This window comes from Mesorhizobium sp. M0208, from assembly GCF_040322015.1.
GTDB lineage: Bacteria > Pseudomonadota > Alphaproteobacteria > Rhizobiales > Rhizobiaceae > Mesorhizobium.
This window is the reverse complement of sequence record NZ_JAMYSP010000006.1, coordinates 120,756-144,218: the sequence shown is the minus strand read 5'-3', so window position 1 is coordinate 144,218 and position 23,463 is coordinate 120,756. Positions and strand designations below refer to the sequence as shown.

Annotated in this window: 21 protein-coding genes; 8 read left to right on the top strand and 13 right to left on the bottom strand. The window is 63.3% G+C overall.

What is annotated here, in order from left to right; genetic code table 11:
• The first annotated feature begins 2 nt into the window (after positions 1-2).
• From NKJ17_RS09115 to NKJ17_RS09095, 5 genes are read left to right on the top strand one after another with little or no spacing between them, the layout of a single operon-like run.
• The gene (locus tag NKJ17_RS09115; RefSeq protein WP_352506358.1) at positions 3-1,118 is read left to right on the top strand and encodes an ABC transporter ATP-binding protein; all 1,116 of its coding nucleotides are present in this window, start codon (positions 3-5) and stop codon (positions 1,116-1,118) included.
• A gap of 5 nt (positions 1,119-1,123) precedes the next feature.
• A complete protein-coding gene (locus NKJ17_RS09110; RefSeq protein WP_352506359.1) occupies positions 1,124-2,638 on the top strand; it encodes a GMC oxidoreductase in 1,515 nt (504 codons plus the stop codon).
• A complete protein-coding gene (locus tag NKJ17_RS09105; protein WP_352506360.1) occupies positions 2,635-3,396 on the top strand; it encodes a 3-ketoacyl-ACP reductase in 762 nt (253 codons plus the stop codon). The genes NKJ17_RS09110 and NKJ17_RS09105 overlap by 4 nt, the downstream gene beginning before the upstream one ends.
• 12 nt (positions 3,397-3,408) lie before the next feature.
• Positions 3,409-5,037: a GMC family oxidoreductase gene (locus NKJ17_RS09100; protein ID WP_352506361.1), complete on the top strand. Its 1,629-nt coding sequence runs from the start codon at positions 3,409-3,411 to the stop codon at positions 5,035-5,037.
• 10 nt (positions 5,038-5,047) lie between these two features.
• Positions 5,048-5,359: a Dabb family protein gene (locus tag NKJ17_RS09095; protein WP_352506362.1), complete on the top strand. Its 312-nt coding sequence runs from the start codon at positions 5,048-5,050 to the stop codon at positions 5,357-5,359.
• Here the strand turns inward: NKJ17_RS09095 and NKJ17_RS09090 are convergent, their stop codons facing one another.
• From NKJ17_RS09090 to NKJ17_RS09035, 12 genes are all read right to left on the bottom strand, one after another.
• Complete coding sequence (locus NKJ17_RS09090; protein ID WP_352506363.1) at positions 5,360-6,205, bottom strand: EamA family transporter; 846 nt, start codon at positions 6,203-6,205, stop codon at positions 5,360-5,362.
• 7 nt (positions 6,206-6,212) lie between these two features.
• Positions 6,213-7,127: an endonuclease/exonuclease/phosphatase family protein gene (locus tag NKJ17_RS09085; RefSeq protein ID WP_352506364.1), complete on the bottom strand. Its 915-nt coding sequence runs from the start codon at positions 7,125-7,127 to the stop codon at positions 6,213-6,215.
• Between the two features lie 89 nt (positions 7,128-7,216).
• Positions 7,217-8,767: a cation:proton antiporter gene (locus NKJ17_RS09080; protein ID WP_352506365.1), complete on the bottom strand. Its 1,551-nt coding sequence runs from the start codon at positions 8,765-8,767 to the stop codon at positions 7,217-7,219.
• Positions 8,768-8,907: 140 nt separating this feature from the next.
• Positions 8,908-9,972 carry an ABC transporter ATP-binding protein gene (locus NKJ17_RS09075; RefSeq protein WP_254816897.1) on the bottom strand — a complete coding sequence of 355 codons (1,065 nt, stop codon included), beginning with the start codon at positions 9,970-9,972 and terminating at the stop codon, positions 8,908-8,910.
• 16 nt (positions 9,973-9,988) lie between these two features.
• Complete coding sequence (locus tag NKJ17_RS09070) at positions 9,989-10,780, bottom strand: ABC transporter permease (protein ID WP_352688004.1); 792 nt, start codon at positions 10,778-10,780, stop codon at positions 9,989-9,991.
• Positions 10,777-11,691, bottom strand: coding sequence for an ABC transporter permease (locus tag NKJ17_RS09065; protein ID WP_023675356.1), 915 nt, complete (start codon positions 11,689-11,691; stop codon positions 10,777-10,779). Before NKJ17_RS09065 ends, NKJ17_RS09070 begins: the two co-directional genes overlap by 4 nt.
• A gap of 64 nt (positions 11,692-11,755) precedes the next feature.
• Complete coding sequence (locus NKJ17_RS09060) at positions 11,756-12,862, bottom strand: ABC transporter substrate-binding protein (protein WP_352647657.1); 1,107 nt, start codon at positions 12,860-12,862, stop codon at positions 11,756-11,758.
• A 242-nt stretch (positions 12,863-13,104) separates the two neighbouring features.
• Positions 13,105-14,277 (bottom strand): iron-containing alcohol dehydrogenase, encoded by a 1,173-nt coding sequence (locus NKJ17_RS09055; protein WP_352688003.1) that lies wholly within the window; start codon positions 14,275-14,277, stop codon positions 13,105-13,107.
• Between the two features lie 17 nt (positions 14,278-14,294).
• On the bottom strand, positions 14,295-15,683 hold the full coding sequence (locus NKJ17_RS09050; protein WP_352688001.1) for an aldehyde dehydrogenase family protein: 1,389 nt from the start codon (positions 15,681-15,683) through the stop codon (positions 14,295-14,297).
• A gap of 180 nt (positions 15,684-15,863) precedes the next feature.
• A complete protein-coding gene (locus NKJ17_RS09045; RefSeq protein ID WP_352687999.1) occupies positions 15,864-17,234 on the bottom strand; it encodes a glutamine synthetase family protein in 1,371 nt (456 codons plus the stop codon).
• Between the two features lie 104 nt (positions 17,235-17,338).
• The gene (locus tag NKJ17_RS09040) at positions 17,339-18,895 is read right to left on the bottom strand and encodes an amino acid permease (protein ID WP_254816891.1); all 1,557 of its coding nucleotides are present in this window, start codon (positions 18,893-18,895) and stop codon (positions 17,339-17,341) included.
• Positions 18,896-18,916: 21 nt separating this feature from the next.
• Positions 18,917-19,741: an N-formylglutamate amidohydrolase gene (locus NKJ17_RS09035; protein WP_352687997.1), complete on the bottom strand. Its 825-nt coding sequence runs from the start codon at positions 19,739-19,741 to the stop codon at positions 18,917-18,919.
• A gap of 145 nt (positions 19,742-19,886) precedes the next feature.
• Here NKJ17_RS09035 and NKJ17_RS09030 point away from each other — a divergent pair, with 145 nt between their 5' ends.
• The 3 genes from NKJ17_RS09030 (at position 19,887) to NKJ17_RS09020 (ending at position 22,583) form a co-directional block, all read left to right on the top strand.
• The gene (locus NKJ17_RS09030; RefSeq protein ID WP_352687995.1) at positions 19,887-20,711 is read left to right on the top strand and encodes a MurR/RpiR family transcriptional regulator; all 825 of its coding nucleotides are present in this window, start codon (positions 19,887-19,889) and stop codon (positions 20,709-20,711) included.
• A gap of 522 nt (positions 20,712-21,233) precedes the next feature.
• The gene (locus tag NKJ17_RS09025) at positions 21,234-22,049 is read left to right on the top strand and encodes an SDR family oxidoreductase (RefSeq protein WP_352687993.1); all 816 of its coding nucleotides are present in this window, start codon (positions 21,234-21,236) and stop codon (positions 22,047-22,049) included.
• 39 nt (positions 22,050-22,088) lie between these two features.
• Positions 22,089-22,583, top strand: coding sequence for a MaoC family dehydratase (locus NKJ17_RS09020; RefSeq protein ID WP_031211357.1), 495 nt, complete (start codon positions 22,089-22,091; stop codon positions 22,581-22,583).
• Positions 22,584-22,603: 20 nt separating this feature from the next.
• Here the strand turns inward: NKJ17_RS09020 and NKJ17_RS09015 are convergent, their stop codons facing one another.
• Complete coding sequence (locus tag NKJ17_RS09015) at positions 22,604-23,311, bottom strand: hypothetical protein (protein WP_352687991.1); 708 nt, start codon at positions 23,309-23,311, stop codon at positions 22,604-22,606.
• Positions 23,312-23,463: the final 152 nt, after the last annotated feature.

Below are 23,463 nucleotides of genomic sequence, written 5' to 3'. Positions count from 1 at the left end.
GCATGGCTTTTCTGGAAATTGACGGGCTGAAGAAGCGTTTCGGAGCGGTCGAGATCCTGAAAGGCATCGACCTCGACCTGGAAAAGGGCGGCTTCCTCGTGCTGGTCGGGCCTTCCGGTTGCGGCAAGTCCACGCTGCTCAACACCATTGCCGGCCTGGAAACCATCACCGAAGGGGAAATCCGCGTCGACGGACGCACGATCAACGATCTTCACCCCTCCAAGCGCGACATCGCCATGGTGTTCCAGAGCTACGCGCTCTATCCGAACATGACGGTGGCCGGGAATATTGCCTTCGGCATGGAGATGCGCGGCGTGCCGGCCGGCGAGCGCCAGAAGGCGATCGACAAGGTGGCGAAGGTCCTGCAGATCGGCCATTTGCTGAAGCGCAAGCCAAGCCAGCTCTCCGGCGGCCAGCGCCAGCGCGTCGCCATGGGCCGGGCGCTGGTGCGCGATCCAAAGCTGTTCCTGTTCGACGAGCCTTTGTCCAATCTCGATGCCAAGCTGCGTGTCGACATGCGCATCGAGATCAAGCGCCTGCACGCCACCACCGGCACCACCATCGTCTACGTCACCCACGACCAGATCGAGGCGATGACGCTGGCCACCAAGATCGCGGTGATGCGCGACGGCGAGGTGCAGCAGTTCGGCACGCCAGCCGAAATCTATAACAATCCGGTCAACCTGTTTGTTGCCGACTTCATGGGCTCGCCGGCGATGAACCTGATCCCGGCGACGATCGGCAGCAACGGCAGCGGCTTCTCCGTCGTCATGGAGCGCGAGGCGCGCCAGCCGATCTCGCTGCCGCTGGGCAATGCGCCGGCCGGCCTGTCGGCATTCCAGGGAAAACCGATCATCTTCGGCGTCCGCCCGGAAGCACTGACCGATCCCGAGGGTGCCGAACGCAACGCCGCGAACATCGCCCGCGCCGACTGTCACATCGAGGTCATCGAGCCGGCCGGCTCGGATACGTTCGCGGTCACCAATCTCGGCGGCAAGGCCGTGGTGGCGCGGCTGCGCGCCGATGCCAAAATCCAGCCCGGCACGGTTACGCCGCTCGCCTTCAACCTGACTAAGGCGGTGTTCTTCGATCCGGCGACCGAGAAACGCATCGTCTAACGGCCATGACAAATCCCGACATCGTCATCATCGGCTCCGGCATAGGCGGCGCCACGATCGCCTCCGGCCTTGCCGGCGGTGGCGCCTCGATCCTGATGCTGGAGCGCGGCGAACCACTGCCAGCAACGCCGCACACACGCGACACCCACGCGATCTTCGTCGACGGCCATTATCGGCCGAAGGAGCTGTGGCTCGAGGCCGGCGGAGCGCCTTTCAACCCGGGCAATTACTACTATGTCGGCGGCAATTCGAAATTCTACGGCGCGGTGCTGATCCGCTACCGCAGGGAAGACTTTTCGGAGATGGAGCACTATGGCGGCATCTCGCCGGCCTGGCCGTTTTCCTATGAGGAATTCGAACCCTGGTATTCCAGGGCCGAGCAGCTGTTCCGCGTGCGCGGTGCACTCGGCGAAGACCCGACCGAGCCATTCCACTCGATGCCCTACCCTTTCGGGCCGATACCCGACGAGCCGCCGATCGCGCGCGCCCGCGCCGAGCTCAGGAGCCTCGGCCTGCACCCGGCATCGCTGCCGCTCGGCGTCGACATCGAAGCCTGGCTGAAAGACGGCAGCACGCCGTGGGACGCGTTTCCCAACACCGGGACCGGCAAGGTCGACGCCCAAACGGGACCGCTGGCCGCCGCCCTTACCGACCAGAAGATCAAGCTCGAGACCGGCGCCCATGTCGAATATCTCGAGGCATCGCCGGATGCGAGGACGATCATCGCCGTCCATTATCGACAGAACGGTACGCTGAAGAAAGTCGCGCCGAAGCTGGTCATCCTATCGGCCGGCGCAGTCAATTCCGCCGCCATCCTGCTGCGCTCGCCCACCCCTCAGGGCAGAGGCGGTGGCAAAGGCCTGGCCAACCGCTCCGACCAGGTCGGCCGCAACTTCATGAACCACAATTCGAGCGCCATGCTGGCGATCGATCCACGCCGCCGGAACAAATCCGTCTACCAGAAGACGCTGATGCTGAACGATTATTATCTGTCCGACGGCAAGGGCGGCAAGCCGCTCGGCAATGTCCAGCTCCTCGGCAAGATCGACGGCAACATCCTCAAGGCCAATGTCAGGCGCGCGCCCAAATTCGCGCTCGATTTCATGGCTGGCCGCGCCGTCGACTGGTATCTGATGTGCGAGGACCTGCCCGATCCCGAGAGCCGCATCATGGTCGACGGCAAGGACATCGTCATGCAGTGGCGGCGCTCCAACATGCAGTCGCTCGACGGACTGACCAAGGTGATGCGCGAGAATTTCCGCGCCTGCGGCTATCCGATCGTGCTGTCGCGGCCGTTTGACAAGCGCACGCCCTCGCATCAGTGCGGCACGGTGAAGATGGGCAACGATCCAGCGACCTCGCCGCTCGACCCGTTCTGCCGCTCCTTCGACCACAGCAATTTGTTCGTCGTCGATGCCGGCTTCCTGCCGAATTCGGCCGCCGTCAATCCGGCGCTGTCGATCGCCGCACAGGCGCTGCGCGTCGCCGATCATATCCGCAAGACGGAGCTTGCAACATGAGCCGCCCCGCAGCGATCGTCACCGGCGGCGCGCGCGGCATCGGCCTTGCTTGCGCCGAGGCGCTGGCCGATGCAGGCTTCGACATCCTCGTCTCAGACCTTGCCGACGAAGCCGCCGACGGGCTCGCCGCCGACATCACCGGGCGCGGCGCGAAATTCGCCTATGTCAGTTGCGACATCGCCGACCTCGACGGCCATGCAGCGCTGATCGAGGCCGCGACAAGCGCCTTCGGCCGCATCGACTGCCTGGTCAACAATGCCGGCATCGGCGCCGTCCTGCGCGGCGATCTGCTCGAGCTCAAGCCGGAAAATTTCGACCGGGTGCTCGGCATCAATCTGCGCGGCACGGTGTTCCTCAGCCAGCACGTCGCCAAAGCGATGCTCGGCCTGCCGAGCGATGGTGCGAGATCGATCATCACCATCACCTCGGTCAGTGCCGCCATGGCCTCGCCGGAACGTGCTGATTACTGCATCTCCAAGGCCGGGCTTTCGATGTGGGTGAAGAACCTGGCACTGCGGCTTGCCGCCGAAAACATCGCCGTGTTCGAGGTGCGCCCGGGCATCATCCGCACCGACATGACCGCCGGTGTGACCGCCAAATATGACGGGCTGATCGACGGCGGGCTGGTGCCGGCGATGCGCTGGGGCAAGAGCGAAGATATCGGTGCAGCCGTGGCAGCACTCGCCGGTGGCAAGTTCGGCTTTTCGACCGGCTCGGTCATCAATGTCGACGGCGCGCTGTCGGTGCCGAGGCTATGAACAGGTGACGCCATGACCGACTACATCATCGTCGGCGCTGGCCCGGCCGGCTGCGTACTCGCCAACCGGCTGAGCGAAGATCCGTCGCATCAGGTGCTGCTGCTCGAAGCCGGCGGCAAGGACTGGCATCCGCTGATCCACATGCCGGCCGGTTTCGCCAAGATGACCAAGGGCATCGCCGCCTGGGGCTGGTCGACGGTGCCGCAAAAGCACATGCAGGACCGTGTCTTCCGATACACGCAGGCCAAGGTGATCGGCGGCGGCTCGTCGATCAACGCGCAGATCTACACGCGCGGCAACGCCCGCGACTACGACGCCTGGGAGAAGGAAGAAGGTCTTGCCGGCTGGGGCTATCGCGACGTGCTGCCCTATTTCAAACGCGCCGAGAACAATCAGCGTTATGCCAACGATTTTCACGGCGACCAGGGCCCGCTCGGCGTGTCGAACCCGATCGCGCCGCTGCCGATCTGCGAGGCCTATTTCCGTGCCGGACAGGAGATGGGCATCCCCTTCAATCCCGACTTCAACGGGGTAGCCCAGGAGGGCGTCGGTTACTATCAGCTGACGCAGAAGGACGCGAAGCGCTCCTCCGCCTCTGTCGCCTACCTCCGGCCGATCCGCGAGCGAAAGAATCTCACCGTCAGGACCGGCGTTCTGGTGACACGCATCGTCGTCGACAAGGGCCGCGCCGTCGGCGTCGAGATCGTCGACAGGCCGGGCGGCCAGCCAACGATCCTGCGCGCCGAGCGCGAGGTGATCGTCTCGTCCGGCGCTATCGGCTCGCCGAAGCTTCTGATGCAGTCGGGCATCGGCCCGGCCGACCATCTGAAGGCGGTCGGCGTGACACCGGTGCACGATCTGCCCGGCGTCGGCTCCAACCTGCAGGATCATCTCGACCTGTTCGTCATCGCCGAATGCACCGGCGATCACACCTACGACAACTACGCCAAGCTGCACTGGACGGCTTGGGCCGGCCTGCAGTATCTGCTCCTGAAGAAAGGCCCGGTGGCTTCCAGCCTGTTCGAGACCGGCGGCTTCTGGTACGCCGATCCGACCGCCGCCTCTCCCGACATCCAGCTGCATCTCGGCCTCGGCTCCGGCATCGAGGCCGGCGTCGAGAAGCTGAACAATCCGGGCGTGACATTGAACTCGGCCTTCCTGCGTCCGCACTCGCGCGGCACGGTGCGGCTGAACAGCGCCGATCCGGCCGACCGCCCGTTGATCGATCCGAACTATTGGTCCGATCCCTATGACCGCGATATGTCGATCAAGGGGCTGAGGCTGGCGCGCGAGATCATGCGGCAGAAGGCGCTGCAGCCCTATGTGCTGCGCGAGGTATTGCCGGGACCCGACCTGCAGAGCGGCGACGAGCTGTTCGACTACGCCTGCCGCAGTTCCAAGACCGACCACCACCCGGTCGGCACGTGCCGCATGGGCCACGATGCGATGAGCGTGGTAACGCCAGATCTCAGGCTGCGCGGTATCGAGGGCCTGCGCGTCTGCGACGCCTCGGTGATGCCGCGCATCCCCTCCTCCAACACCAATGCCCCGACGATCATGGTTGGCGAAAAAGGCGCCGATCTGATCCTTGGCCGCGAGCCGCTGCCGCCGGCGGTGTTTTCCACCAACCAAGCGGCATGAGGGACAAAGAATGATCAGGCACTGTGTCTTCGTCAGATTTCGCAACGATGTCGCCGACGCCGACCGCGCGGCAATCCATGCCGATCTCGAAGCGTTGCGGGCGGTGATCGACGGCATGGGCAAGGTCGAATTCAGCGCCAATACCAGCCCGGAACCCTTCGCCCGCGGATTCACGCACGGCTTCACCATCGACTTTCGCGACGCTGCGGCACGCGATGCCTATCTGGAGCATGAAGCGCATCAGCGAGCCGGCGCAAAACTGGTCGCGGCGCTCGAAGGCGGCACCGACGGGCTGATGGTGTTTGATCTGGAGATCGCGTGACTATCCCATTCTCAGCGCAACGACGCCGGCAACGATGCTAAGCACCGCGGCACCTCGCCATGCCGTCATCTTCTCGCCGAGCGCGAACACCGAGATCATCATGGCGAACAGGATCGATGTTTCGCGCAGCGACGCCACCGAGGCGATCGGCGCCTTGGTCATCGCCCACATCACGATCCAGTAGGCGCCGCCGCTGAGCACGCCGGTATAGATTCCGGGCTTCCAGTCGCGCGCCAGCACCGGCAGCGCCTGTGGTCCGCGAAAGACGACGCATAGCACCAGCGCCCACAGCGCATCGCAGACGAACAGCCAGGCGGCATAACTCGACGCGGTGGCGGCCAGCCGCGCGCCGCTGCCGTCCGACAGCGTGTAGCTGGCGATGAAGATCGATGTGCCCAGCGCGAAGCCGACGGCGCGCAGGTTCAATTTCTCCAGATGCGCGCCGCCGCGAAACGACAGCACCAGCGTGCCCGCCGACAACAAGAGGATGCCGAGAATGGCGAGCGGCGCCGGCATCTCGGCAACCACCACAACGCCCCCCAAAGCGGCCAGCAATGGCGCGGTGCCGCGCGCCAGCGGATAGGTCTGGGCGAAATCGCCGGCCTTGTAGGCGCCGATCAGGAACGTCCTGTAGCCCATGTGGAAGACAACCGAGGCGAGGATGTATGGCCACACTTCCGGCTTCGGCACCTCGACGAAAGGCAACGTCACCAGCGCAGCGGCACCCATGCCGAGCGTCATCAGTGTGATCGACAGGAAACGGTCGAGATGGACCTTGACCAGCGCGTTCCAGATCGCATGCATGGATGCGGCGGCGAGCACCGCGAAAAAGACAAACAGGCTCATCGGCGGTTCATCCGCCGCCCGTCCCGATGACGATCGGCGTCTCCAGGTCGATATCGACCCAGAGCGGAAAATGGTCGGAAGCGATTTGGCCGATATCGGCGCTGACCGAGCGCACGCGCCCGGCAAACATGCCGCCGACGAAGCAATGGTCGAGCCGGCGCTTTGCCAGCCTGCCATCGATAGTCTTCACATGGGTGTGGAAATCCGCTGTCGGTTCCATTGCGACGGCGGCGGCATCGACAAAACCGTCGAGATAGGCGGCACCGCGATGATAGGGCGCGCTGCCGACAATGCGCCGGTACTCGGCGCTATCCGGCTCCATGTTGAAGTCGCCCAACCAGATCGCCGCTACGGGGTTTTCTGGCTCCTGTTCGCCATTGCTCCAGTTGCGCGCCGGCTCGTCGTCGGCGCCGCTCCATGGACCGCCCTCGGACGGCGCGCTGCGATGCTCGGCGAGCAAATAGTCGATCTGCTCCAGCCGCTCCTCGGCCGCGATATGCGCCAGATGCAACGACAGCACCCGCACCGGACCGGCAGGGGCGCGGATCATGCATTCGAGTGCGGCATTGCGGGTGTTGAGCGGCCGCAGCGTGCGCCTGAGCGGCAGCGTATGCAGCCGCGACCAGACGATCGGAAGCTTCGACAGAACCATGGTGCCGAATTGCCGCCGCCGGTTGACGATGTGGCCTTCACGCCGGTGGCTGGCATCCATGTCGAAGGCCGGCCCGTAGACCCAATGATAGTCGGGCAGCAATTGCGAAAGAAGTTCCGGCTGGTCGTCCTCGTTGCTGCGCAACCAGTGCCGTTCCACCTCCTGCAAGGCGACGATGTCGGCGCCGGCCACGACCTTGGCACAACGCGCCAGGTCGTAGCGGCCATCGCTGCCGAAGCCGTACTGGATGTTATAGCTGACCAGCTTCATTGCTTATCCGGCTCAGTTTCCTGCTGGCAGTAGCCGTTCGCTGACAGCCTTGCAATGTGCAGCCGGGCGGAGGGAGCTTGGGCCAGATGCTAAGTGGTCAGCGGCTGGAACCGACCGGGCGGGGATGCTGCCAGTTCCGACCAGTCGATTTCTTCCTCAAGGCGGTGGTAGGCTTCGTCGCCGATCGTCCCGTCGATGCGCAAACGCTCCAGCGCATCACGCTGGCTCTTGATGGCGTAAAGACGCAATCTGTCATACTCGGTCGCCGCCTGGGCATCCTCCGGGTTTTCGGCGATGGCGCGCTGGGCGGCATATTGCTCTCGCACCGCCCCGGCCGCGCTCGATGTCTTGCCGCTGAGCACGTCCAGCGCCGCCTGCATGATGGCGACGCGCGCCTGCGCCACCTCCCGGTCGACCGTCCGGTCGAGGTCGAGATTGAGCAGAAGCAGCAACGGTTTCAGGCTGACGCCTTGCAGCACCAATGTGCCGAGCACGACCGTGAAGGCGGCGAGCACGATCGGATCACGGCCCGGAAAGTCGGCCGGCAAGGCGAAGGCTGCCGCAAGCGTCACCAGGCCACGCATGCCGCACCAGCCGATGAGCACGCCGCCGCGCAATGTCGGTGCGTCCTTCCGCCTGTCCTCGTCGCCCAGACGTGCCAGCGCTCTGAGGATCGCGCCGCAGCCCAGCACCCAGACGAGCCGCGATACGATGACAATGGCCAGCACCGCCAGGGCAAAGACGAACGCCTCGCTTTGTCCTTGCTCGGCAAGTCGACCGACAATCGATCGCGCTTGCAGGCCCATCAGGACGAAGGCCAGGACGTTGAGCACGAACACCGCCGTCTCCCAGACCGAGTAGGAACTGACACGATTCCTTGCCGGCATGCGGCGCGGCGATGTACGGGCGATCGTCATGGCATAGACGACGATCGTGATGATGGCGGACAGCCCTATCCTGTCGGCCAGGATCCAGACGCCAAAGGTTGAGGCGAATTGCACCACGGTGCCGCTCGCCGGGTCGTCGATACGGCCGAGTATGGCGAGAGACAACCGGCCGAGCACATAGCCTGCGGCAAGGCTGCCGACCGTCGACAGCAGGATCATTGGTACGGCACTGCTCAACAGGATGGAGCCGGCGGCTGCGGAAACCGACATTCGGTAGATCAGCAGTGCCGTCGCGTCATTGAGAAGGCTCTCGCCTTCCAGGATGGCGGTGATGCGGTGCGGTACCTTGAACTGCCCGAGCACGGCCGCCGCTGCCACCGCATCGGGCGGCGCCACAATCGCGCCAAGCGCTATGGCGGCGGCGACGGGCAGGCCTGCCATCGTCCAGCCCACCAGAGCGACCGCCACCGTGGTGAAGATGACGGCGCCAAGCGCCAGCAGGATGAGCGAAACCTTGTAGCGGTTGAGATCGCGCAGCGACGTGTCGTAGGCCGCGTCGAGCAGAACCGGCGCGATGAACAGAGCGAGCGCCAGCTCCGGGTCGATCTCGATGGTCGGGGCAAACGGCAGGAAGGCGATGCCAGCGCCGGCCAGCGCCAACAATGAAGGATAGGGAATCTGCAGACGCCGCGACAGCGCGGTCAGGACGACCGCGATGAGAAGCAGGACAAGGGTGAGTTCAAAAAGCGCCATGCCTTATCGTAGCGGTGAAGCCGGGCGATTGGCACTGCAAAAACGGCAACGGCTTTGGCTGCTCGTGAATGGTGAATGGCTGCGTGTAGAGGAATTTGGCGCGTAAAGCGCATTCTCACTATTCACTATTCCCTCTTCCCCTAATGCAGCACCAGCATGTCGCCCGACGAGAACGAAATTTCGGCCTTTTCGCCGACGGCCGGCGGCGGCGTGGCCGGGCTGTTGAACGTGTCGAGCGAGACCGTGGCGCCGCCGATGCCGACGCGCACGCGGATGACCGAGCCGAGGAAATGCACTTCGGCGATTTCGCCCGAAAGGCTGGAGTCGCGGCCGGGGTGGCGCCCCAGCGAAATCGCTTCCGGACGCAGTGCCAACGACAGCGTGTCGCCGGATTTCGAGCCGTTGAGCTTGCCCTTGAGCGAAACCTCTTGCGAATTGACGCGCACCTTGCCCGAAGCCGCGTCGGTGACCGTGCCTTCAAGCACGTTCAGCGTGCCGACGAAATTGGCAACGAATTTGGTTGCCGGTCGGTTGTAGATCTCGAACGGCGTGCCTACTTGCTCGGCCTTGCCGCCATACATGACAGCAATGCGGTCGGAGATCGACAGCGCCTCTTCCTGGTCGTGGGTGACGAAGATGGTGGTGATGCCGAGCTTCTTCTGGATCGAACGGATTTCCTCGCGCAGCGACACGCGCACCTTCGCGTCGAGCGCCGACAGCGGCTCGTCGAGCAGCAACAGCTTCGGCTTCGGCGCAATCGCCCGCGCCAGCGCGATGCGCTGCTGCTGGCCGCCGGAAAGCTGGTAGGGATAGCGGTCGCCCATCTGCGGCAGCTTGATGATATCGAGCATTTCGGCAATGCGCCTGTCGGCATCGGCCTTTGGCATGCCGGCGACCTTCAGCCCGAAGCCGATATTCTGCGCCACGGTGAGGTTCGGAAACAGCGCATAGGCCTGGAACACCATGCCGACATTGCGCTGATTGGGCTTCAGCCGGGTGATGTCCTTGCCGGCCACGACGATCTTGCCGGCGGACGGCTCTTCGAAACCAGCGACCATGCGCAGCACCGTCGTCTTGCCGCAGCCCGATGGCCCAAGGAAAGAGACGAATTCGCCCGGCTCGACGTCGAGGTTGAAATCCTGCACCACGGTGATGGGGCCGAAGGATTTTCGCACATGCTGGATTGAGAGGAAGGGCTCGGTCATGGCTTTTTCCTTCGGGTCAGTTCGGACGGTTCGCCGATCGCGGCGCGAAACGCGACAGGATCTGGATCAGCGACATGCAGCCCCAGGTGATGGCGAAGGCGATGATGGCAAGCGCCGCCGGCTCGTAGGCTCGGTTAGCGCCGACGTTCTGCAGATAGGGTCCGAAGGCAGGCCGGTTGAGCAGGCTAGCCATGGTGAATTCGCCTATCACGATGGCGAAGGTCAGGAAGGCGCCCGACAGCACCGCGATCAGCACATTGGGCAGGATGACCCGGGTGATGATCGTGCCCCAGCCGGCGCCGAGAATCTGCGCCGCCTCGGTCAGTGTCCGCACGTCGATCGTGCGAAGTCCGGTGTCGACGGCGCGATACATGTAGGGCAGTGCTAGTGTCGCATAACCGATGACCAGCAAGGCATTGGCTCCTGTCTCGCTGCCCAGGAACGGCAGCGGTGAGTTCGACCCGTACATTCTAATGTAGCCGAAGACGATGACGATGGCGGGAATGACCAGCGGCAGCAGCGTGATGAACTCGACGACGGGCCTGAGCTGCGGCACCCGCAGGCGGATCCAATAAGCGGTAGGCACCACGATCAGCACGCCGAGAATGATGGTGAAAACAGCAGCGAGTACGGAATAGCCGAAGGTCGCCTGGAAACGGGGGTCGCCAAACACGACTTTGTACGCATCGAAGGAATAGGCGCCGCGCCGCATGCGCATGGAAAATTCCACCGTCGCGATAAGCGGAATGAAGAAGTAGGCAGCGCCCAGCGCGAAGACGACCCAGGCCCAGAAACGTCCGCTCTTCATTTAAGCCACCTTTCCGAGCGCGTCCGGAACCAGATGTAGAAGACATTGGCAAGCCCGGTGATGACGATCATACCGAAGGCAATGGCATAGCCGAGATGGGCATTGTGCAGCACGTCACCGCGGATCTGCGCGTAGAGCAGGATAGGGACGATGTTAAGCGAGGAGCCGGTCAGAGCGTAAGCGGTGGCGATGGCACCGAAGGCGTTGGCGAACAAGAGGATGACGGTGCCGAGGAAGCTTGGCCAGATCACCGGAATGACGACCATACGCCAGAACTGCGCCTGGGTCGCGCCAAGCGTTGCTGCCGCTTCGCCCCATTCCTTCTTCAGCCCGTCGATCGCTGGCACGATGATCACCACCATCAGCGGGATCTGGAAATAGACATAGGTCAGTGTCAGGCCCCAGAACGACAGAATGTTGAAACCATGGGCATAAATGTTGAAGCCGACCAAGACGTTGAGCAGCACCGTGGCGAGCCCGAGCCGGCCGAGCGTCGCGAGAAAGGCGAAGGCCAGCGGCACGCCGGCAAAATTGGAGGCCACGCCGGAGAAGGTCAGTGTCGCCGAGCGTATCCATTCCGGCAGTCCGCCGCGCACGATGGCGATGGCAATGGCAAGCCCCGCGAAAGCACCGATCAGCGACGAGGCGAGGCTGACCTTGATTGAGATCCAGTAGGCGGCAACGATCGACGGCTGCGCCAAGGCCGCTATGTTTTCGAAAGTGAATTCGCCGGCATCGTTCCGGAATGCGCCCAGCATCAGATAGAGCGTGGGCAGGATCAGGAACATGATGGCGAAGATGAAGAAAGGCGCAACGCCAAGCCATTGTGTCGGCAGCCTCATACTGCGGGCGTCGGCAGGAGGCGCGGTCTTCCCGGCAACAGCGTGATCGGACAACGAGATATCGGTCATGCGCCGGCTACCGTCCTGGAGGTATGCCGGGCGGCGATCTAAGCCGCCCGGCTGATCTCAAGTCTTACTTGACGTTGGCGCCGACGACGGCATCCCAGTTCTTGGTGATGGCTTCCTTGGCCTTGCCCTGCTCGTCGAGCGTCGGGAACACCGCGGCTGCATAGGACTCGGCCGGCGGCAGCTTGGCCATCACGTCAGCCGGGAGCTTGCCATTCTTGGCGAGGTCGTTGAAGCGGATCGGGTGACAATAGCCCTTCAGCCAGCCGATCTGGCCTTCGTCGGAATAGAGATATTCCAGCCATAGCTTGGCAGCATTGGGATGCGGCGCGTAGGCGCTGATCGCCTGAACATAGACGCCGGCGACGACACCGGTCTTCGGCACGACGACGTCGACCGGCGGATTGCCCTTCAGCGTGTCGCGGCCGGCAAGCGCGTTATAATCCCAGGTCACCAGGATTGGCGTCTGGCCTTGGGCAAGCGTCGCGGGCTTGCCAATGACCGGCACGAAATTGCCGGCGGCATTGAGCTTCTTGAAGAAGTCGAGACCAGCCGTGCCGGCGGCTTCGCCGGCGGCCGCACCGCTGGAAAGGCCGGCGGCATAGACGGCCTGGATGGCCTGATTCGAAGCACGCGGGTCACCGGCGAGCGCCACGGTATTGGCAAATTCCGGCTTCAGCAGGTCGGCCCAGTCGGCCGGCGCTTCCTTGACCAGGTCCTTGTTCACCAGAAACGAAAGCACGCCGTAGTAGTCGCCGGTCCAAAAGCCTTCGGCATCCTTGGCGCTGTCCGGGATCGAGTCCCAGGTCGATACTTTATAAGCCTGGATCAGGCCATCCTTCTTTGCGGTCGGGCCGAAGCTCAGGCCGACGTCGATGACGTCAGGCGCCTGCGGGCCCTTGTTGTCCTTGTTGGCCTTGATCGCTTCGACCTCGTCGCCGGAGCCGGCATCGGGATTGAGCTCGTTGACGGTGATGCCCGGATATTTTGCCTTGAAGCCGTCGATGACCGCGCCGTAGCCGCACCAGTCATGCGGCAGCGCGATGGTGGTGAGCTGGCCTTCAGCCTTGGCTGCGGCGACCAGTTCATCCATGGACTGGGCCGACGAGATGGCAGAGGTCGCCATCAGGGCGACGGCCGTAAGGGAAAGCAGTTTTCCCGTGAATTTGAACATGTGTTCTCTCCGTTGAACTGACGCCGTTGGACGCCTGCGATGCGGTATCGTTTTCGTGTGACAGCCAGATGAAAGCTTTGTGAAAGCGATGCCCTGCAGTACGAAAAAGTAAACTCTTTTTAACCGGCTGTAGCAATCGCTACGCGGCTATTTTTCCGGCTAACTAGTTTCGACCTTGCCGTTCATCCTTTCCCCCTTTCTTCGCCTCTTTTCCAAAGTGGATTTCCAATGCGGAAGTTGTCTCAGACGGCGCCGGCGATGGCATTTTCCAGCAGCGTCAGCGCCGCCTTCTTGGTCAGCTTGACCGGGTTGCCGCCGGCGGTCGGGTCGACCATCGCCATGTCGGCGATCAGGCCCTTGCGCTTCTTGTCCATGTCGAGCCCCTTGATCAGGCCGGGCAGCGCGTGCGGCACCTTGAGCTCCTTGCGCAGCTTGATGATCGCCTTCGCAAAACCGTCGAAGCCGCCCTTGATGCCGCAATAGGCGGCGAGCCGGGCTATGCGCGGCTCAATCGCCTCGCGGTTGAAGGCCAGCACATAAGGCATGAACACGGCGTTGGTCATGCCGTGGTGGGTGTCGTAGAGCGCGCCGATCGGATGCGACAGCGAATGAATCGCGCCAAGCCCTTTCTGGAAGGCGGCGGCCCCCATGGCGGCCGCGCTCATCATGTTGGCGCGGGCGACTAGATCCTTGCCGTTGGCATAGGCTTTCGGCAGGTTTTCGAAGACCAGCCTGATGCCTTCCACCGCGATGCCGTCGGCCATCGGGTGATAGCCCGGCGCACAATAGGCTTCGAGGCAATGGGCAAGCGCATCCATGCCGGTGCCGGCGGTGATGAAACCGGGCATGCCCACCGACAGCTCCGGATCGGCAATGACGATCGCCGGCAAGAGTTTGGGATGGAAGATGACCTTTTTGGTGTGGGTCGCCTCATTGGTGATGACGCCGGCGCGCCCGACCTCCGAGCCGGTGCCGGCGGTGGTCGGCACCGCGATGATCGGCGCGATCGCATCGGCATCGGCGCGCGTCCACCAGTCGCCGACATCCTCGAAATCCCAGACCGGCCGGGTCTGGCCGGCCTGAAAGGCGATGAGCTTGCCGAGGTCGAGCGCCGAGCCGCCGCCAAAGGCGATGACGCCGTCATGCTTGCCCTGCTTGAACACAGCGATGCCGGCGGTCAGGTTGGAATCGACCGGGTTCGGCTTGACCTCGGAAAACACGCCATACGGCACCTTGGCATCGTCCAGTATTTTCAGCGTCGAAGCCACCACCGGCAGTTTGGCCAGTCCCGGGTCGGTAACGAACAGCGGCCGCTTGATGCCGGTCGCCGCCAGCACCTCCGGCAGCTCCTTGATGCGTCCGGCGCCGAAGCGGACGGTCGTCGGGTAATTCCATTTGGAAACGAGTTTTGTCATTTTTGTCTTTCGAAAAGTCAGATGGCTTCGCGCAGATGGTATGATTTCGGCCTGGTCAGATTGTCGTAGCCGATGGCCGACAGTGCCGCGCCCTTGCCGGTGTCCTTGACACCGGTCCAGACCAGCGCCGGGTCGAGATAGTCGCAGCGGTTCATGAACACGGTGCCGGTCTCGACACGATCGCCGATCGCCGCCGCATGCTCAATGTCGCGCGTCCAGATAGAGGCCGTCAGCCCATAGGGGCTGTCGTTCATCAGCGCGATCGCTTCCTCGTCGTTGCGCACCTTCATGATGCCGACGATTGGGCCAAAGCTTTCCTCGCGCATGACGCTCATCTGGTGGTCGACCTGGGTCAGCACTTCCGGCGCCAGATAGGGCGAACCTTGCCTGTCGTTGGCCACCTTCATGTTGATGTGTGCCCTGGCGCCCTTGCGCAACGCCTCGGCCTTCTGCTCGCGGATCAGGTCGGCGAAGCGCGCCTGCGCCATCGGCCCCATGGTGGTCGCCTGGTCGAGCGGATTGCCGACGACGTAGTTCCTGGTCTCGGCAATGAAGCCCTCGACGAATTCATCGTAGACCTTCTCGTGGACATAGACGCGCTCGATGCCGCAGCAGCACTGGCCGGAATTGTAGAAGGCGCCGTCGACCAGATTGGCAACCGCATGGTCCATCTTGGCGTCCGGCAGCACATAGGCCGGATCCTTGCCGCCGAGTTCGAGGCCGAGCGTCATGAAGGTGCCCGCGGCGGCCTTTTCAATGGCGCGGCCGCCGGCGACCGAGCCGGTGAAGTTGACATGGTCGATCTTGCCGGAGCCGAGCAGCCTTTCGGTCTGCGCGTGGTTCATGACAAGGTTCTGGAACAGGCCCTTGGGCAGGCCTGCTGTGTCAAACGCCTGCTGAAAACGTTCGCCGACCAGCAGCGTCTGCGCCGCGTGCTTGAGGATGACGGCGCTTCCGGCCATCAGCGCCGGGACGATGGTGTTGACGGCGGTGAGATAGGGATAGTTCCAAGGCGCGATCACCATGACCACGCCGAGTGGCACCTTCTTCACATAACGGCGAAAGCCGTCCTTCGGGTTGGAGGCCATGACCGGCTTCAAGGCCGCCTCGGCGATCTCGACCATGTAGCTGACACGTTCCCTGACGCCGCCGAACTCGCCGCCATAGCGCACCGGCCTGCCCATCTGCCAGGCGATCTCCGGCACGATCTCGCCGGTCATGGCGACCAGCGCTTCCAGCATGGCAAGCATGTATTTGCCGCGCTCGACGACCGGCGTCTCAGCCCACTTCTCTTGCGCCGCCTTGGCACGTTCGACCGCGGCACCGATCGCCTGGTCGGTGGCAAGAGGCCGTTCGGCATAGATCGAACCGTCGACAGGGGATTTTATCTTGACCGTTTCGGTCATGCCTTGGGTCCTCGCATTCTACAATAATTATCGTTGGTCACGCCGCCCTCATCCGCCTGCCGGCACCTTTCCGCCTATAGTGACGGAGAAGGGACAAGCTCCAGCGCTGGCGACCCCCTCTCCCCGTTCTTCACAAGAGGGTAAAGGTGAGGGGCGGGCGGCGCCGACATTGCCAGCCATTCAATACCGCTCGAACCCCCTGTGCAGTTCCCAGTCCGTAATCCGGCGGTCGTACTCGAACTGTTCCCAGTGTGCCGTGTGGATGTAATGCTCCAGCACATCGTCGCCGAGCGCGTGCCTCAGCATCTTCGATTCCGCCAGCGTTGCGGTGGCGTCGCGCAGTGTCTTTGGAATTTCCGGCAGCTGCGAGGCCTGGTAGGCGTCGCCGACGAAGGGCTTCTGCAGTTCAAGCTTTTCATCGATGCCGGCAAGGCCCGCTGCGATCAGTGCCGCGAAGGCGAGATAAGGATTGAGGTCGGCGCCGCCGATGCGGCATTCCATGCGGATGCCCTTGGTGCCCTCGCCGCAAAGACGGAAACCGGCGGTGCGGTTGTCCTCGCTCCACATGATCTTGGTCGGCGCAAACGTGCCGGCCTGGAAGCGCTTGTACGAGTTGATGTAGGGCGCCAGGAACCAGGTGAATTCCTTGGCATATTTGAGCTGGCCGGCCGCCCATTGCTGGCCGAGTGTCGACAGCGTCCACTCGGCATTTTTGTCGTAGAACAATGGTGTCTTGCCGTCGGCGCTCCACAGCGAATTATGGATGTGGCTGGAATTGCCGGCCAGCCCGTAATTGTACTTGGCCATGAACGAGATCGCCTTGCCTTCGGACTCGGCGATTTCCTTGGCGCCGTTCTTCAGGATCACGTGGCGGTCGGCCATGTCGAGCGCCTCGGCGTAGCGGACATTGATCTCTTCCTGGCCTGGCCCCCACTCGCCCTTCGAATTCTCGATCGGGATGCCGGCCGCTTCCATCTCGTTGCGAAGCCGGCGCATGACGCCTTCTTCCTTGGTGGTGATGCCGATCTGGTAATCGCCGATATAGGGCGATGCCGTCTCGAGGCCCTGCCAGTGCTTCTTGCGGGCCGAATCGTAGGTTTCACTGAACAGATAGAATTCGAGCTCGGAAGCGAAATAGCCGATATAGCCGCGATCCTGCAGCCGCTTGACCTGCTTCTTCAGCATGGCGCGCGGCGAATGCGCCAGGTCGTCATGGGTATGGTGGTCGAGCACGTCGCAGATCACCAGCGCCGTCTTTTCCAGCCACGGAACGCGCCGCAGCGTCGCAAGGTCCGGCTTCATGACGAAATCGCCATAGCCCTTCGACCAGCTCGCCGCCTTGTAGCCCGGCACCGGTTCCATATCGATGTCGGCGGCCAGCAGGTAGTTGCAGCCATGCGTCTCGTCATGCGCGGAATCGACGAAATACCGGGCCAGGAACCGCTTTCCCGCAAGCCGCCCCTGCATGTCGACGATGCAGGCCAGCACGGTGTCGACCTCTCCGCTGGAGACCGCTTGCTTCAACTGATCGAAGGAGAAATTTCCGGCCATTCCTTTGGCACTCCAGCGCTTGTCGTTTCGGGCCTGTAAAGGCCACTTTGAAGATGTGGGAAGCTATGGCCGGCAAAGCGCCGGCCATAGTTGGAGGACTTGCCTCAGTGGCCGGTTTCGCCGACGGCCTGTTCCGCAGCCTTGATCGCTGCCTGGCGCGCCGCGATGATGTCGCCGAGCGGCGGGCCCTGGAAGCGGTTGCGCTCGAAGGCAAACCAGACGATCGCCGTCAGGATGAAGAAGCCGACGGTGATGTAGAGCGCCCAGTCGTTCGGCGGCTGGATGCCGATGACGAAGATCAGGAGCATCGACAGGATCGAAAGCACGCCGAACAGCATGAAAATGGCGCGCCCCATGTTCCACGGCCCCATCTTGTCCCATTTCGGCGTTCCCCAGGCCAGCATGCCGAGCACGATCGGCACGGTGAAGGAGAGGAACAGGAAGATGACGGTGCACGACACGACGATGGTGTAGGCCGAGGTGCCTGCGACTGAAACCAGCGTCGAGCCCCAGACGAACAGGACGGACAGGATCGACGCCGTCCAGATCGCCGCCACCGGCGTGCGGTAGGTCGGGCTGACCTTGGCCAGTGCCGAGGAACCCGGCAGGCCGCCGTCCCGCGAGAAGGCAAAGATCATACGCGAAGCGGAGGTGACGGTGGCGAGGCCGCAAAGCAGCTGTGCCAGGAAGACGACGAGGTAGACGAACTCCTTGACGCCCGGGCTGACGCGCTGGTCGAAGGCCCAGAAGAACACGTTCCAGCCCTGCTTGGCCGCATCGTCCATGTTCGGGATCATCAGCACGAAGGCTGCGAGGAACAGATAACCGAAGACGGCCGACCAGATCACCGACATGACCATGGCGCGCGGCACGGAGCTCGCCGCCTTGATGGTCTCCTCGGAAGTATGCGCCGACGCATCGTAGCCGGTGATCGTATAGATCGGCAGCAGCAGGCCAAGCGCGAACACCCAGGCATTGGATACCGACGGCCACACACCGGCGCCGGCATCGCCGGAATAATTGTGGAAGGTGAACAGCCGGCTGAAATCCCAGGTTTCGGCCGAGATCAGGCAGACGACCGCGATGAGGATCGAGCCGAAGAAGATCAGATAGCCCGAGAAGTCGGTCAGCTTGGCCGTCAGCTTGATGCCGAGGTGGTTGATCAGTGCCTGGGCGCCCGTGATGATGACCAGGAAGATCATCTGGTTGGTCAGCGTACCCTCGATGCCGAGCGCCGGTCCGAAGGCGCCGAGGAAAAACGTCCAAGTGCCGACATTGATGGCGCCGAGCACGGTGATCAGCCCGAGCAGGTTGAGCCAGGCCGTCACCCAGCCGGTGCCGCGATTGCCGAGGATCGAGCCCCAATGATAGAGGCCGCCGGCGGTCGGATAGGCCGAGCTGATCTGCGACATCGCTACAGCGAAGGTCAGCGAAACGAAACAGCCGACCAGCCAGCCAATGCCGATGCCGATACCGCCGGAGCCGGAGGTTGCCTGCGCCAGCGAGTTGATGCCGCCGGACAGGATGCAGATGATCGAAAAGGAGACCGCGAAATTTGAAAAGCGACTGAGGCGCCGCTCCAGTTCCTGGGCATAGCCCATATTGTGGAGGACCTTTACGTCCTCCGCCTTGTCAACTTCAGTGTAGCCCGATGCTGCCATTTTTAGTCCCCTTTTGGTTTCTTAGCTGGCCGATTGAACTGACTTTCCGACTGCGCTTGGTCTGGAGGCCTTGGCCGCCTCGGGCTCCAGATTGAGAAAAATACTCGCGAGCAGATCCGCCCATTTCCGCTGCCCGGCTGCGCCGGAGATCTCGTCGTTGCGGATTTCGATCATTGCGCAGGGCAGCCCGCGCGAGCGGGCATGGCGTTCCAGCGTGAAATAGACGCGGTCGGCCGGCGAATAGGGTTCGTTGACGCCGACGGTGACGCCGGCGACCCGCTGCAGCGCCGCGATCAGCGGCGCCGCCAGCCGGCGGTCCTCGTCGTGGATAACGCCGATATGCCAGGGCCGGCTGCTGCCCTTGTAGACCGGGGTGAAAGAATGGACCGAGACCAGCCGCGTCTCCCGTCCGGCCGCCAGGCGCTCGTCGATGATCGTCGCGATCCGGTCGTGGAACGGCCGCCAAGCGAGCGCGATGCGCGCCTCCCGCTGATCGGCCGAAAGCCCCTGATTGGCCGGGACCACGGTTTTTTCGCTGGCGCTGACCGTCACTATCAGGTCCGGTGCATCGAGCGGGCGGTTGCAGTCGATGACGAGCCGCGAAATGCAGGTCTCGACCAGCGTCGCATCGAGTGCCTCGGCCATGCGGCGCGCCACCGGCAAGGCGCCGGGATCCCAGGCGATGTGGCGGGAAAGCTCCTCGGCGGCAAGTCCGAGCGTTCCGAATTCCGGCGGCAGGAAATTGGAGGCGTGGTCGCAGGTCAGCACGAAAGGGCTCAATCCGCCGGGGTTCGTCACCCTTACGGTTTCAGGCGATGCAAGGCTGGCGGGCCGTGCTGTCTCCATTGTCTGCCGTCCCCGGGGAGCGCTGTACCGTATGTTACGTATTTTGCCTCATTGCGTCCCTATGGATGATTTCATACAGTTTGGCCGGCTTTGTCAAACGCGATTTCGATAATGCGGTAACGGCCCGGCCAGGGTGGGGAAAAACATGGTTTCCAGCATTGCCGAACTGATCTCCGACCGCATCGGCACCATGCCGGCCGGCGAGCGGCGCGCAGCGCAAACGCTGATCGCCAGCTATCCGCTGATCGGGCTGAAGACGGTCGCCGAATTCTCGGCTGCCGCCGGCGTATCGTCGCCGACGATCCTGCGTTTCGTCGCCCGGCTCGGCTTCCAGAACTATCCGGAATTCCAGTCGGCGCTGCAAGACGAACTGGCGGCGCAATTGCAGTCGCCGGCCTCGCGCACGCTCAATCCGCCATCGCAGGGCAGCGCCGTCTCGCCGATGCTGGAGGCGACGCTCGACAATATGCGCGAGACATTCCGGCATCTCTCGGACAAGCAGCTTGCCGACATCGTCGCCAAGCTTGCCGACCGGCGCGGCAAGACATTCCTGATCGGCGGCCGCTTCACCGACCCGCTGGCGCGCTACATGGCGGCCCACCTTGCTATCATCAAACCCAACGTCTTCCATCTCGCCGGCCAGGAAAGCGTCTGGCGCGACCGGCTGATCGACATGGGCAAGCGCGACGTGCTGGTGATCTTCGACATCAGGCGCTATCAGGACAGCCTCGTCCGCTTTGCCGAGACCGCCAACCAGCGCGGCGTGCAGATCGTGCTGTTTACCGACCAGTGGCTGTCGCCGATCGCCCGCTTTGCCCGCCATGTCATCGCCGGGCGCACCGCCGTGCCTTCGGCCTGGGACTCATCCGCCGCCCTTTTCGTCGTTGCCGAAGCGCTGATCGGCGCCGTCACAAGGCAGCTCGAGGCCGACGGCGCCAAACGCATCCGCGAGCTGGAAAGCCTGCGGTAGCGCAGGCTTTTGGAAAAGCACGCTCCTGGCCGCGCCTAGTCAACCAAAAAACTGACCATCTGCAGGATCAGGATCAGCAACAAAACGCCAAAGGCAGACGCCAAAACAGCTGCCAGCAGGACGATGCGTTGTTTCTTACCCACAGCTCCCCCGGGGAAGCATAGCTCCCGTCCACGACGACGAATGTCAGTCCTGCCCTATCGCTCAACCACCGTCCCACGTCATCAAGACCCGCCTGCGGCTTGGCGGAGGAGTAATGACGACTTGCTTCACGCGCGAAATGAACCGCTGGGGCCAAGGTGCTCGCTTGGAGGGACGGCTGCATCATTCATCCGAACCATGTCACGGCCGAATGACCACCTTGCCGTTCGGGCTTAACCATTTCAGCCGCAAACCGTGCCATCGCCGCAGTCCGGATACTTTTGGCGTGGCAAGGATAATCGTAGTTCGGCTAGCCTTGTCGATGCGAAGCCGCTCCTTGAACCATCAGTCAAACAGCGGTGAACTGCGCGGAGGAAATCGATGAGCTATCTGGACGAGCTGTTCTCAGTCGCCGGCAAGACGGCGCTGGTCACCGGCGCCGCGACTGGCATCGGCCGCATGGCGGCGACCGCTCTGGTCAAGGCCGGCGCCACCGTGATGATCGCCTCGCGCAAGGGCGAGGATTGCGTCGGGGTAGCCGGCGAGTTGAACGGCCTTGGCGCGCCCAGCAGGGCGGAAGGTTTTGCCGGCGACGTCTCCAGCGAGGCCGGCATTGCGGCGCTTGTGGCCGAGGTCAGGGCGCGGACCGAGCGGCTGCATATCCTGGTCAACAATGCCGGCATCTCCTGGGGGGCGCCGCTGGAAAGCTTTCCCTACCATGCCTGGGCCAAGGTGTTCGGCGTCAATGTCACCGCGGTCTTCCACCTGACGCGCGAATTGCTGCCTCTGCTCGAGGCCGCCGCCAGCGATGCCGACCCGGCCCGGGTGATCAACCTCGGATCGGTGATGGGCACGCAGCCTTTGGCCGAAGATGCCTACTCCTACTCGGCCTCGAAGGCCGCGGTTCACCACCTGACGCGCATCCTGGCGATCGAATTCGCCGGCCGCCGCATCACCGTCAACGCCTTTGCGCCTGGCCCTTTCCGGAGCCGGATGACGGCCTTCGCCACCGGCACCGAAGACCAGGCAAGACATGTCGGCAACCATGTTCCGATCGGCCGCATCGGCGCACCGGATGACATTGCCGGCGCAACGCTCTATTTGTGCAGCCGTGCCGGCAGCTATGTCACCGGCGCTATCCTGCCGATCGATGGCGCGCAGTCGGTGCAACACGGGCTGACATTATTCAAGGAATGAGACGCACGCCATCCGGCGAGTGAAATGCCGGGGGTGAAGATGGAGGACATCAGCGTGGAACCGATCAGTCTCGATGTGCTTCTGGCCAACGTCGGCAAGGAAGTCGGCGTGTCGCCATGGCGGGTCGTCACCCAGCGCATGATCGACCAGTTCGCCGATGCCACCGACGATCATCAGTTCATCCATTGCGATCCGGAACGCGCCAGCCGCGAAACGCCGTTCGGCGGCACCATCGCGCATGGCTTCCTGTCGCTTTCGCTGTTGTCGGCGATGACCTTCGAAACCATGCCGCCGCTGGAAAACAGCAAGATGGGCGTCAATCATGGCTTCGATTCGCTGCGCTTCCTGGCGCCGGTGAAGACCGGCTCGCGCATCCGCACCCGTTTCGTGCTGGCCGACGTCAAGGTCAGGCCGTCCGGCTGGGTGCAGACGGCGCACGACGTGACGATCGAGATCGAGGGCTCGAAAAAACCGGCGCTGACCGCGCGCTGGCTGACGCTGACGCTGATCGAACGCCAACCGGAAGCGGTTTGAGGTATCCAACGCCTGGGGACCTAAATCTGTTTGGCTTCGGCCGCGACATACTTCATATGGCGGCTGACCTGCAGCGCAATGTAGACGACCAGTGAGCAACCGATTGGAAACACGATCTCGTTGAGGCCGGTTGCGATAGCCTGCGGCAGTGCGAGAGCAGCGTCGTTTGCCGCGGCCGTCTCGATGGTCAGCACCGTGATCCCGCCGCCGAATACCGCGCCTATCAGGGCGCCCGCCAGCGCGAAATGGAGCGGACGCGGTTCTTCCTTCGATGCCAGCGACGCCAGTGTCCAGCCGAGCAGCCCGTATTCGATCGCCCGCAGCACACCCAGGGTCGTGAGCGACAGGATGGCCGGCTTTGCCGCCGCGTCCAGCGCGCTGACCATGACCTTTTGCGTCCCTTTGGCGATGCCCATCGCCAGTGGCGCTGAAATCGCGCTGATCAAGCCGCCGAGCGAGGCTCGCACCTTGGTGAGTGCCGTGCCGAGGCTGACGCCGGCGCAGACGAAGAACGACCAGGTCACGCCTTGCGCCAGTTCGATCAGAACCTGCGTCGTCGCGGGGTAGGCACCTGCCGCAAATCTGACGGTCAGAATGAGAGCTTCCATGGCAAAGCCGAGCGCGATCGCCAGCCATGCGACCATGACGACGCGCCTGAGCGCCATCCTGGCGCGATGGGAAAGCGGGTCCACGTCCGGCACGCCGGACGAAAGCTCAGTTCCGGTCATAACGCCTCTCGAAACGAAATTCTTGCAGAGCCGCGAATTAGTCTTTGTCTGTAACAGTCCGATGTTGCCGTCTTTATTGCCGGGTTACATGGGTATTGCGACAGTCAACCTTCTGCTTGGTGCCACCCTTGCCCGACGCCGTACAGCGTATA